The sequence below is a fragment of the uncultured Microbacterium sp. genome (genome assembly GCF_963521645.1).
Lineage (GTDB): Bacteria > Actinomycetota > Actinomycetes > Actinomycetales > Microbacteriaceae > Microbacterium.
Window position 1 is genome coordinate 1 of record NZ_CAUQVQ010000031.1, and the last position, 12,176, is coordinate 12,176.

11 protein-coding genes are annotated in these 12,176 nt (G+C 68.2%); 3 read left to right on the forward strand and 8 right to left on the reverse strand.

Translation table 11 applies throughout. The features are described 5' to 3' along the window. The 6 genes from RWO82_RS08870 to RWO82_RS08895 all read right to left on the reverse strand — a co-directional run. On the reverse strand, positions 1 to 261 hold a 261-nt coding region (locus tag RWO82_RS08870; RefSeq protein WP_399540741.1), incomplete at its 3' end, for a hypothetical protein. Between the two features lie 2 nt (positions 262 to 263). Next, entirely contained in the window at positions 264 to 737 is a 474-nt protein-coding gene (gene ruvX / locus RWO82_RS08875; RefSeq protein WP_314425826.1) for a Holliday junction resolvase RuvX, read from the reverse strand. Beyond that, the gene (gene alaS, locus RWO82_RS08880; RefSeq protein WP_314425828.1) at positions 734 to 3,394 is read right to left on the reverse strand and encodes an alanine--tRNA ligase; all 2,661 of its coding nucleotides are present in this window, start codon (positions 3,392 to 3,394) and stop codon (positions 734 to 736) included. Before alaS ends, ruvX begins: the two co-directional genes overlap by 4 nt. 58 nt (positions 3,395 to 3,452) lie before the next feature. Beyond that, entirely contained in the window at positions 3,453 to 3,641 is a 189-nt protein-coding gene (locus tag RWO82_RS08885; RefSeq protein ID WP_314425831.1) for a hypothetical protein, read from the reverse strand. Positions 3,642 to 3,747: 106 nt separating this feature from the next. Beyond that, a complete protein-coding gene (gene rpsD, locus RWO82_RS08890; RefSeq protein WP_052677824.1) occupies positions 3,748 to 4,377 on the reverse strand; it encodes a 30S ribosomal protein S4 in 630 nt (209 codons plus the stop codon). A gap of 161 nt (positions 4,378 to 4,538) precedes the next feature. After that, on the reverse strand, positions 4,539 to 5,870 hold the full coding sequence (locus RWO82_RS08895) for a replication-associated recombination protein A (RefSeq protein WP_314425837.1): 1,332 nt from the start codon (positions 5,868 to 5,870) through the stop codon (positions 4,539 to 4,541). Between the two features lie 108 nt (positions 5,871 to 5,978). On the opposite strand from RWO82_RS08895, the gene RWO82_RS08900 reads away from it, so the two are divergent. After that, complete coding sequence (locus RWO82_RS08900) at positions 5,979 to 6,278, forward strand: hypothetical protein (protein ID WP_314425840.1); 300 nt, start codon at positions 5,979 to 5,981, stop codon at positions 6,276 to 6,278. Between the two features lie 61 nt (positions 6,279 to 6,339). Here the strand turns inward: RWO82_RS08900 and RWO82_RS08905 are convergent, their stop codons facing one another. Beyond that, positions 6,340 to 7,707, reverse strand: coding sequence for an FAD-dependent oxidoreductase (locus RWO82_RS08905; RefSeq protein ID WP_314425843.1), 1,368 nt, complete (start codon positions 7,705 to 7,707; stop codon positions 6,340 to 6,342). Between the two features lie 216 nt (positions 7,708 to 7,923). Between RWO82_RS08905 and RWO82_RS08910 the strand changes: the two genes are divergently transcribed. Continuing rightward, on the forward strand, positions 7,924 to 9,288 hold the full coding sequence (locus tag RWO82_RS08910; RefSeq protein WP_314425845.1) for a DUF349 domain-containing protein: 1,365 nt from the start codon (positions 7,924 to 7,926) through the stop codon (positions 9,286 to 9,288). Between the two features lie 60 nt (positions 9,289 to 9,348). After that, positions 9,349 to 9,906, forward strand: coding sequence for a type IV toxin-antitoxin system AbiEi family antitoxin (locus RWO82_RS08915; protein ID WP_314425847.1), 558 nt, complete (start codon positions 9,349 to 9,351; stop codon positions 9,904 to 9,906). On the opposite strand, the gene RWO82_RS08920 is transcribed toward RWO82_RS08915, so the two are convergent. After that, complete coding sequence (locus tag RWO82_RS08920; RefSeq protein WP_314425850.1) at positions 9,893 to 12,142, reverse strand: bifunctional (p)ppGpp synthetase/guanosine-3',5'-bis(diphosphate) 3'-pyrophosphohydrolase; 2,250 nt, start codon at positions 12,140 to 12,142, stop codon at positions 9,893 to 9,895. The two genes, RWO82_RS08915 and RWO82_RS08920, sit on opposite strands and share 14 nt — an antisense overlap. Positions 12,143 to 12,176: the final 34 nt, after the last annotated feature.

Sequence of the window (12,176 nt, forward strand, 5' to 3'; positions counted from 1 at the left end):
CTCCGGCGTTGCCTCGCCGCGCTCGGGAACGCGGACGTCGTCGTCGACGGGGTCTCCGGGGGCCGCGGACGCCGGCTGGGGCGACGGCGACCCTGCGGCGGGACGAGACGCGGCCTCGCGGGCAGCACGCCGGGATCCGGGCGCCGGGGGCGTGTCGTCGACCGTCGGGATCTGCTGCGTCGGTTCCGGCAGGTTCTCGAACAGATCGCTGAGGCGGGCATCCGGATCGTGCCGGGGGGAAGCACTATCGCGTTCGGGCATTGTCAGGAAGACTCCTCATCGAGCGGAATCGTGACACCGGGCGGGTTTCCGGTGCTCTTCTCCGTGTCGATCGCCTGCTGCAGCAGAACCACCGCGGCGACCTGATCCACAATGCTACGAGAGTTCTTCTGGGTTCTTCCCGAAGATCGCAGCGCGGCGTGTGCGGAGACCGTGCTCAGACGCTCGTCGACGAGCCTGGTCGGGATCCGCGTGCGGGCGCACAGCGCTGCCGCGAACTCCCTCGCGTCGACCGTCGACGCCGTGTCCGCGCCCTGCATGTTGACGGGCAGACCGACCACGATCTCGACGGGTCCGTACTCCTCGGCGATGACCGCGATCCGCTCGATCGACTGCTCCGAACGGGGCACCGTCTCGACGGGAACCGCGAGCATGCCGTCGGGGTCGGAGCGCGCGACCCCGACCCGTGCCCTTCCGACATCCACGCCGAGTCGCACGCCGCGACGGAACCCGGTCACGCTGACTGCAGCTCCTGCGAGACGGCCTCGAGCGCGGCCGTCAGCGCAGCGGCGTCGGTTCCACCGCCCTGCGCCACGTCGTCGCGGCCTCCTCCGCCTCCGCCGAGCACGGACGCAGCGCGCTTCGCGAGCGCACCCGCCTTGGCGCCTGCTGCGCGAGCCGCATCGTTCGTGGCGACCACCACCACCGGGCGCTCGTTCACGATCGCGCCGAGAGCCACGACGGCAGCGTCGGAGCCGAGACGGTCGCGCACGCCGAGCACGAGCTCTCGCACGTCGTCGGCCGATGCCGCCGCGCCGAGCGACTGTGCCGCGACCCGGAAGGCTCCGACCCGGACGGCCGCATCCGCGATGGCGGGCACCTGACCGGCACGCTCCTTCGCCTCGAACTGCGCGATCCGCTTCTCCGCGGCCTTCAGATTCGCCGAGAGATCCGCGATCCGCTCTGCGAGCTGATCGCGCGGCGTCTTGAGCGACGAGGTGAGCTGCGAGACGAGCGCGCGCTCGGCGGCCAGCTCGCGGAATGCATCACGGCCCACGAGGGCTTCGATGCGTCGGTTGGATGCTCCGACCGACGACTCACCGACCACGCTGACCAGACCGATCTCGGCGCTGGTGGTCACGTGCGTGCCGGCGCAGAGCTCGCGCGACCAGGGACCGCCGATGTCGACCATGCGCACGACATCGCCGTACTTCTCGCCGAACAGCGCCATCGCGCCGGCTTCCTTCGCCTCGTCGAGAGAGACGATGCGCGTGGTCACCTCGAGGGCGTCCTGAACGGCGCGGTTCGTGATCTCCTCGATCTCGCTGCGGGCGTCGGCCGAGAGGGCCTGCGACCAGGCGAAGTCGAACCGCATGTACCCGGCGCGGTTGAGCGAGCCCGCCTGCGTGGCGGTCGGACCCAGGGTGTCGCGCAGTGCCGCGTGCACGAGGTGCGTCGCCGAGTGGGCCTGACGAGCCGCACGCCTGTTCGCGGCATCGACGACGGTCGTCGCCGCGTCGTCCACCGCGACGGATCCGCGTGTCACCTCGACCGTGTGACTGATGAGACCGGGAACCGGCCGCTGCACGTCGAGGACCTCGAGTTCGAAACCCGCCCCGACGATGACGCCCTTGTCGGCGACCTGCCCCCCGGACTCGGCGTACAGCGTGGTCTCGGCGAGCACGACCTCGGCGATCTGGCCTTCCGACGCGCTCCGCACGACCTGGCCGTCGACGAGGATGCCGAGGATCCGCGAATCGACCTCGAGCTCGCTGTACCCGTCGAAACCGGTCTCCCCGAGTGCACGCAGGTCGCGGTAGACCGAGACGTCGGCGAGCTGACGCTTCCGGTTGCGGGCGTCCGCCTTGGCGCGGGAGCGCTGCTCCTGCATGAGCGAGTCGAACGCCGCGCGGTCGACGCTGAGCCCGGCTTCCTCCGCGACCTCGAGTGTGAGATCGATCGGGAATCCGTAGGTGTCGTGGAGCAGGAACGCCTCGCGTCCGCTGAGGGACGCATCGCCCTTCTTCTTCGTCTCGTCCAGAGCCAGGTCGAGGATGGTCGATCCCTGCGCGAGGGTGCGGCGGAAGGTCTCCTCCTCGGCGAAGGCGGAGGCGGACAGCGTCGACCAATCCCGCTCGAGCTCCGGGTAGGCGGACTTCATCGCGTCGCGCGACGCGGCGAACAGCTCGGGGAACACGGGCTCGTCGACCCCGAGCAGCCGCATGGCGCGGACGCTGCGTCGCATGAGACGGCGCAGGATGTACCCGCGACCCTCGTTGGACGGGCGGACGCCGTCGGAGAGCAGCATGAGCGAGGAGCGCACGTGGTCGGCGACCACGCGGAAGCGGACGTCGTCCTCGTGCGCGGCGCCGTAGCGGCGACCGGACAGCTCGACGGCGCGATCGAGCACCGGTCGCACCTGGTCGGTCTCGTACATGTTCTCGACGCCCTGCTTGAGGAACGCGACGCGCTCGAGCCCCATGCCCGTGTCGATGTTCTTCATCGGGAGCTCGCCCACGATGTCGAACTCGGTCTTGCCGCGGATGTTCTCGATGAAGTCCTGCATGAACACGAGGTTCCAGATCTCCAGGAATCGCGAGTCATCGACCGCGGGACCGCCGTCCCGGCCGTACGACGGGCCGCGATCGAAGAAGATCTCGCTGTCCGGTCCTCCGGGTCCGGGCTGACCCGTGTTCCAGTAGTTGTCGGCACGACCCAGGCGCTGGATGCGCTCGGGCTTGAGCCCGATGATGTCGCGCCAGATCGCCTCCGCCTCGTCATCGGTCTCGTACACCGTGACCCAGAGGTCCTTCTCCTCGAACCCGAGCCCGCCGTCGGCCTCGGAACTCGTCAGCAGCTCCCACGCGTAGCGGATCGCGCCCTCTTTGAAGTAGTCGCCGAACGACCAGTTGCCCATCATCTGGAAGAAGGTGCCGTGGCGAGCGGTCTTGCCGACCTCTTCGATGTCGTTGGTGCGGATGCACTTCTGCAGGTCCGCGATGCGCGGATGCGGCGCGGGAACGACCCCTGTGAGGTAGGGGATCATCGGCACCATGCCCGCGACTGTGAACAGCAGGGACGGATCGTCGCTCACCAGGGAGGCCGACGGGACGATGACGTGGTCGTTCTTCTCGAAGAAGGCGAGATAGCGCTGCGCGATGTCCGCAGTTTTCATAGGGGTGCCAGGTGTCCTTGCGTACAGGGTGAATGGAACTGCGCGGGTGACCGCGGGATCAGTCGGAGGTCGGCTCGGTGAGCCGCGCCTGCTGCTCGCGATAGGCGTCGCCGATGATGCCGGTGAACTCGTTGAACCGTGCGTCGACCTCGGCGAGGATGTCGTGGCCCCTCGGGTCCTTGTTCATGAAATGTGCCGCGACGAAGCCGCCGATCACACCGATCAGGAACCACAGCACGTTCTTCATGTCGCCATCCTTGCCTCTGACCCGCGAGGGCGCGGTTGTTCCATCGTATGCGGAAACGACAGAAGGCGTCGGGGGTGACCCGACGCCTTCTGCGGAAAAGCTGAACTCAGCGAGCTGCGTAGTACTCGACGACGAGCTGCACTTCGCAGGTCACGGGGACCTCGGCGCGCTTCGGACGACGGACCAGGCGGGCCTGGAGCTTGTCGAGCTCGACCTCGAGGTAGCCGGGAACGGGAGGCAGAACCTCGGCGTGACCGCCGGCTGCTGCGACCTGGAAGGGCTCGGTGCCCTCGCTCTTGGCCTTCACGTGGATGAGCTGACCCGGCTTCACGCGGAAGGACGGGCGGTCGACGAGCTGGCCGTCGACGAGGATGTGACGGTGCACGACGAGCTGACGGGCCTGTGCGGTGGTGCGGGCGAAGCCCGAGCGCACCACGAGGGCGTCGAGGCGCATCTCGAGCAGCTCGACCAGGTTCTCACCGGTCAGGCCGTCCTGACGACGAGCCTCGTTGAACGTGTTGCGCATCTGCTTCTCGCGGATGCCGTACTGCTCGCGCAGACGCTGCTTCTCACGCAGACGGACGGCGTAGTCGCTGTCTGCCTTGCGCTTGGTGCGGCCGTGCTCGCCCGGAGCGTAGGGACGCTTCTCGAGGTAGCGGGCGGCCTTCGGGGTGAGCGGGATGCCGAGGGCACGGCTCAGACGAACCTTGCGGCGGTCCTGGGACTTCGTGGTCACGAAGTGTTCCTTCCGATGACGTGGTCGCGTCTTTCGCGACTCACGGACGTATCGTCCGCGTTCTGCCTTGGAGCGCACGCCGGGGCGCCAGCAAGGTGTGGTGTGAACGAGGAGATGCCCGAAAACACGGTTTCGAGCCGATCAAGTCTAACAGATCCGGGTCAGCTGCCGTCGAGGATCCGTCTGATGCGCTCGAGCCGGGCCGAGATGTCCCGTTCCGCGCCCAGATTCTTGGGCTCGTAGTACCTCTTGCCCCGCAACTCATCGGGCAGGTACTGCTGCGGGAGGATGCCGAACTCGCTGTCGTGCGGATACACGTATCCGCGACCGTGTCCGAGGCGTCTGGCTCCCGGGTAGTGCGCGTCGCGCAGGTGCAGCGGCACCCGTCCGAAGCCTCCGGAACGGATGTCGGCGATCGCCTGGTCTATCCCCACGTACGCCGCGTTCGACTTCGCTGTCGTGGCGAGGTACACGGTCGCCTCGGCGAGCGGGATTCGCCCCTCGGGCATCCCGATGAAGGCGACGGCATCGGCGGCGGCCACCGCGATCGAGAGAGCCTGGGGATCGGCGAGCCCGACGTCCTCCGAGGCCGATATCACGAGGCGACGTGCGATGAAGCGGGGGTCCTCCCCCGCCTCGATCATCCTGGCGAGATAGTGCAGGGCCGCGTCGGGGTCGGATCCGCGGATCGACTTGATGAAGGCGCTGATCACGTCATAGTGCTCATCGCCCTGCCTGTCATAGCGCAGCAGAGCCTTGTCGACGGCCTGAGCGACGTCGTCTGCGGTCGCGGCGGGCACCGAGCCCTCCTCGCCGTTCGAGAGAGCGACGGCGGCTGCCGCTTCGAGGCCGGTGAGTGCCCGACGCGCGTCGCCCGAGGCGAGTCTGATCAGCGACGCACGGGCGTCGTCGGCCAGGGTCACCGCACCGTTGAGACCGCGGGCATCGCTCACGGCGCGGTCTATCAGAAGCCCGATGTCGTCGTCGGTGAGAGGCTGCAGCGTCAGCAGCAGCGATCGCGACAGGAGCGGCGAGATCACCGAGAACGACGGATTCTCGGTCGTGGCGGCGATCAGGAGCACCCACCCGTTCTCCACGCCCGGCAGGAGAGCGTCCTGCTGCGCCTTCGTGAAGCGGTGGATCTCGTCGAGGAAGAGGATCGTCGTCTGACCGTAGAGGTCGCGCTGCGTGATCGCCTCCTGCATCACCTCGCGCACGTCTTTCACACCCGCCGTGATCGCCGACAACTCGACGAAGCGACGACCGGACGATCTCGCGATCGCCTGGGCGAGTGTGGTCTTGCCCGTTCCCGGAGGGCCCCACAGGATGATCGACACCGCGCCGGGCGATGACGCGGCAGGGTCAGCCAGTGCCACGATCGGAGAGCCTGCGCGCAGGAGATGCTTCTGGCCCGCCACCTCGTCGAGCGACACCGGGCGCATGCGCACGGCGAGGGGCGTCTGCCCGGAGAGCAGTGCGGCGGCGGCGGTCATCCGTCAAGGCTAACGCGACCCACCGACACTCCGGGCAGGATCGGCCCGCCATCGCGGCGGTAGGCTCTCAGGCGAACGGGCACATTCACGTCGAGCGAGGAGTACGCGATGGCCGGACGCGGGTCGAAGAGCGCGCAGTCGCGCACCGAGATGGAGCGCGTGCGTCTGCACGCCGCCCGCAAGGCCTGGCACGACGGACAGATCCGGCGCCGCGTGCGCGACAACACGATCGCGAGCATCGCCGGTTCCCTGATCGTGCTGGCCGCCATCGGCAGTCAGGTGGCATACGCGCAGGCGAATCCTCCGGCGCCCGCCTCCCCCGAGCCGACGGTCGCACCGTCTGAGGGTCCGCTGCCGACCGACACGACCACTCCGGACCCCGCGCCCACCGAGACGCCGGCCGGGTAGCGGGGCGGATCACCCCGAGGAATGCGCTCGGCTCAGACAGCCCCTGACCGACCCGCGGGGCTCACGACGCGGTCCTCTCCGACATGCCGGCGTTCTCGCGGTCGAGCCTGATGAGCTCCCGCCCGCCGATCTTCTCCACGGTCGCCACGTACGTCGTCTGCGCCTGATCGCTGCGAGGGGCCTCCTCACCCGTCACCGGCAGGAGGTACGCCGCCGGTTCGGCGCCCAGCCTCGATCCGACCAGGGGGCGCAGCGCACCGTAGGCGGTCGCGTCGCCGACGAGGATGCCTCCCAGCAGGGTCTGCGTGTCAGCGGACAGGACGAGCTTCTTGTAGACGCCGGCCACGGGATCGGTGTAGACCACGTCGATCGCGTTCGGGGTCGTCGCCATCGCGTCGCCGAAGCTCGCGACATCGACACCGGACAGTCGGAGCTTCGACGAATCGTCGTACCCCGGGAACACGGCGTCTCCTCCGAGCAGTCGTGTCGCGGCGACCTCTGCCATCGCGTATCCCGGCGCCACGAGTCCGACGCACCGGCTGTCGAAGCTGGCCACCTCGCCGATCGCCAGGATGTGCGGGTCGGATGTCGAACACCGCTCGTCGATGATCACGCCGCCCCGGGGATCCACCTGCAGGCCTGCATTGCGGGCGAGCTCATCGCGAGGACGAACTCCGACAGCGAACACCACGACATCCGCCCGTTCGACCGACCCGTCCTGGAACTCCACGGTGGAGACGGCGCCGTCGTCATCTGCATCCAGGCGGGTGGTGCACGACTGCGTGCGCACCGAGATGCCTTGCGCCTCGAGCAGGCGTTCGAGCATGGCTCCGCCCGCGGCATCGAGCTGCGCCGACATCAGACGCTCGGAGTGCTGCACCACCGTCGGCTCCACACCCATGCCCTGCAGCGCACCCGCGACCTCGACACCGAGCAGCCCTCCGCCGATCACGGCTCCGCGGAGGGGGCGGCCGAGCGCCCGGCCGCGCTGCTCGACGAATGCCTTCAGCCGCTGGACGTCCTCGAGCGTCCGGTAGACGAAACACCCCGGCAGATCGGCTCCGTCCGCGTCGACCCTCGCGGCGTACGACCCCGTCGCGAGCACGAGAGTGTCGTAGTCGATCCGCCGACGCGATCGCGTGCGGATCGTGCGTCTCGAGCGATCGATGTGCAGTGCTCGGTCGTCGGCCATGAATCGCACGCGGAAGTCGTCGAACACAGACCGGTCGAGCTCGAGCTCCGCAGGCGTCACGCCGTCGAAGACGCCGGTCAGGCCCACTCGCTCGTACGGGCGGAGGCCCTCGTCACCGATCACCGTGACGTGCATCGGCCGGACTGCTCTGCTCATGAGGCTCTCGACGAATCGGTGAGCCACCATGCCTGCTCCGACGACAACGATCTCCTCCGGTGTGAGGACCGCCTCGTTCATGCAACTCCATTCGCCCGCGGACGTCGTGAAGGCGACGATAGGAGCACTGTGTTTCCCGCATGTGACGCGCGGTGTTTCCTGCGTCGAACGTTCTGCTCACAGATCGGTAACGACCATTGTCAGACGCCGCCACCCCTACGGATGATGCCCTGGCGTACTAGGCTGAAGTTCGTCCTTTCCGCCTCCCGCGGGCCCTACCGCGCAAGGAGAATCACCGTGTCTGCCACAGAGCCGTCGAAGCCGACTCCCCCCGTCCCCACCCGACCGGCTGCACCGCTGCCGCGCAAACTGCCCAAGCCCGCGGCCGCCGCTCCGGCCGCCGCCTCTGCGCCCGCGAGTGCCGCGTCGTCCGCGGACGCCGCCAAGTGGGGCCGCGTGTCCGAAGACGGAACGGTCGAGGTCCGCGAGGGCGAAGACTGGCGCGTCGTCGGCCAGTACCCCGACGGGACTCCGGACGAGGCCCTCTCGTACTTCGTCCGCAAGTACGAGGACATCGCGTTCAAGGTCACGACGCTCGAGCAGCGCCATCAGGCGGGCGGCGCAGCGGCCGGAGATCTCGTGAAGCAGGCCGGCCACCTCCGTGCGGAGGCCACCGATGCTGCGGCAGTCGGCGACCTCGCGGGGCTGCGGGAACGGCTCGATGCCCTCACGTCGTCGCTCTCGGAGGCGACCGCGCAGGAGGCTCAGCAGGCCAAGGAACTGGTCGACAAGGCCATCGCGGAGCGCACCGAGCTGGTCGAGCGTGCCGAGGCCATCGCCGCGCGCGACCTGTCGAAGGTGCAGTGGAAGCAGGTCACCGCGGAGCTCGGAGAGCTCTTCGACGCGTGGCAGGCTCATCAGCAGACCGGGCCACGCCTCTCGAAGGGCGTATCGCAGCAGCTGTGGAAGCGGTTCCGGGATGCCCGGAGCACGGTCGACAAGGCACGTCGCTCCTTCTACTCCGAACTCGACGATTCGCACAAGGTCGCCCGTGATGCGAAGACCCGTCTCGTGGAGCGCGCGGAGGCACTCGCGCCGCGCGGCGTCGACGGCATCCCCGCCTACCGTTCGCTGCTCGACGAGTGGAAGTCCGCGGGCCGCGCCGGTCGCAAGGTCGACGACGCTCTGTGGGCACGATTCAAGGCCGCCGGCGACGCTCTGTACTCTGCCCGCGCCGAGCAGGCCGCCGCCGAGGAGGCCGAGTCCGGCCCGAAGATCGAGGCTCGGCAGGCTCTGCTGGAGGAGGCCAAGGCCGTCGCCGACGAACCGAACATCAAGCGGGCGCGCGCACTGCTCACCCGCATCCAGCGGCAGTGGGACGAGATCGGTCGCATCTTCCCCCGAGACAAGGAGCGGGCGCTCGACGACCGTCTGCGGGTGATCGAGCAGTCGCTGAAGGCCCGCGAGGACGTGGACTGGAAGAAGAACAACCCCGAGACGAAGGCGCGCGCGAACGACATGAGCTCGCAGCTGCTCGAGGCGATCGAGAAGCTCGAGACCGAGCTCGCCGCGGCGGAGAAGGTCGGCGACAAGAAGGCGGCCAAGGAGGCCGCGGATGCGCTCGAGGCGCGCCGCACCTGGCTGAACGCTCTCGGCGGCTGATCTCTCCACAATCGCACGACCCGACGGAGAACGCGGGATTCCCTGCGCCACACTGGCGTGGTGAATCCCGCGTTCCTCTATCTGCCCGGCTCGACGCTCACCATGGCGGAGCTGACCGCTGCGCGGATCGACGGCGATGTGTTCGAGATCGGTGAAGGGTACATCCCTGCAGATCTGGTCGAGGCGCGGAGCACCCGTGCCTCATCCGTCGCGTGCCTGATCCCGGTCGACACCGCAGCATCCGGGCCGACAGCCGCCTGGATCCACGGAGCAGGCGACTCGCCTCCGGCGATCCATCACGTGCGCCGAGCCGTCGAACGCCGCATCCGCTCGAATCGGCAGGCGCGTGTGGTGCTGCACGACACGAGCGTCCCGTCGACCGAGCTCGAGGTGCTCGGCGGAGTGCTCGTGATGACACCGACGCGGACCATGGTCGATCTCGCCCTCGGGGTGCATCGCGACGAGTCGCTCGTGCGGTGGCTCGTTCTCCTCGCCGAGACCGACGAGACCCTCCTCGATGCGGCGATCGACCACATCGACGGGCTCGCGCGAGTGCCGGGCACGAGGGCGGCGCGTGCCGCCCTCGTGAGGACTCGAGGCAGGATCAGGAGGAGGTGACGCGGTAGACGTCGTAGACGGCGTCGATGCGACGCACCGCGTTGAGGACGCGATCGAGATGCACGGCATCGCCCATCTCGAAGACGAAGCGGCTGATGGCCAGACGTTCGTCAGTGGTGCTCACCGACGCGGACAGGATGTTCACATGATGCTCGCTGAGCACGCGAGTGACGTCGGACAACAGCCCCGACCGGTCGAGGGCCTCGACCTGGATGTGCACCCGGAAGACGCTCTTGGTCGTGGGAGCCCACGACACGTCGACGAACCGGTCCTCTTCGTTCGCCAGCGCCTTGACGTTGACACAGTCGGCACGGTGCACGGAGACGCCGCTGCCGCGCGTGACGAAGCCGACGATGTCGTCGCCGGGCACCGGAGTGCAGCACTTCGCGAGCTTCACCAGGATGTCCGCCGCTCCGCGCACCAGGATGCCGGAGTCGCCGGCTCGAGGCTCGCGGGTCGCGATCGCGCCCGGCACGTCGATCGGACCGGTCGCCGGGTCGGTCGCGGCGACGAGAGCCGTGACCTTCTCGAGGACCGACTGCGTCGACACATGGCCTTCGCCGACCGCCGCGTACAGCGCGGAGACGTCTTCGTAACGGAGCTGATGAGCGACCTCGGTGAAGGAGTCCTGGCTCATCAGCCGCTGCAGCGGCAGGTTCTGGCGTCGCATGGCACGGGCGATCGCCTCTTTACCCTGCTCGATCGCCTCCTCGCGGCGTTCCTTCGTGAACCAGCCGCGGATCTTGTTGCGGGCGCGCGTGCTCTTGACGAAGCCGAGCCAGTCCTGGCTGGGACCCGCATCCGGGTTCTTCGAGGTGAAGACCTCGACCACATCACCGCTCTTGAGCTCCGATTCGAGCGGGACGAGACGTCCGTTGACCTTCGACCCCATCGTGCGGTGGCCGATCTCGGTGTGCACGGCATAGGCGAAGTCCACCGGCGTCGCTCCCGCGGGCAGGCCGATCACGCGCCCCTTCGGCGTGAAGACGTAGACCTCCTTCGCGCCGATCTCGAACCTCAGCGAGTCGAGGAACTCCCCCGGATCGGCCGTCTCGGCCTGCCAGTCGGAGATGTGAGCGAGCCAGGCCATGTCGTTGTCCGACGCCCGCACCTCGGCTTTTCCGCCGTTCATCCGCTCCTTGTACATCCAGTGCGCAGCGACGCCGTACTCGGCCTGCTGGTGCATCTCGTGCGTGCGGATCTGGATCTCGACGGTCCGCCCCGAGGGGCCGATCACCGTGGTGTGCAGCGACTGGTACAGGTTGAACTTGGGTGTGGCGATGTAGTCCTTGAAGCGGCCGGGCAGCGGCGTCCACCGAGCATGGATCGCGCCGAGCACCGCGTAGCAGTCGCGCACCGACGCGACCAGCACGCGGATGCCGATCAGATCGTAGATGTCGTCGAACTCACGACCACGCACGACCATCTTCTGGTACACGGAATAGAGCTGCTTGGGCCTGCCGACGACCTTGCCCCGGATGCGAAGATCGCGCAGATCCTCGTCGATCTCGCTGACGACCTGGGTCAGGTACTTCTCGCGCTGAGGAGTGCGCTGCGCGATGAGATTGTGGATCTCGTTGTAGATCTTCGGGTGCAGCACCGCGAACGAGAGATCCTCGAGCTCCGACTTGATCGCCTGGATGCCGAGTCGATTCGCCAGCGGGGCGTAGATCTCGAGCGTCTCCTTGGCCTTCTTCGCCGCCTTCTCGGGAGGCACGAAACCCCACGTCCGGGCATTGTGGAGACGATCGGCCAACTTGATCAGCAGCACGCGGATGTCCTTCGACATCGCGACGATCATCTTGCGCACGGTCTCGGCCTGCGCGCTCTCGCCGTACTTGACCTTGTCGAGCTTCGTCACCCCGTCGACGAGCATCGCGACCTCGTCGCCGAACTCGGCCGTCAGGTCCGAGAGGGCGTACCCCGTGTCCTCGACGGTGTCGTGGAGCAGCGCCGCCGCGACGGCTCTCGGCCCCAGACCCATCTCTCCCAGGATCTGCGCCACGGCGAGGGGGTGAGTGATGTACGGCTCGCCGCTCTGGCGCTTCTGACCCTCGTGCTTGACCTTGGCGACGGCGTATGCGCGCTCGATCACGGCGAGATCGCCGCGCGGGTGGTTCGCCCGGACTGTGCGGATCAGGTTGTCGAGGTCGTTGATCCTGGGCGCGCGGGAGAAGATGCGAGGAACCAGTCGTCTCAGGCTGGAGCCCTGCGACGCCGTCTGCGGTTCCGCCATCCGCTCACCTCCGAATCACAACAGCTTACGCGTG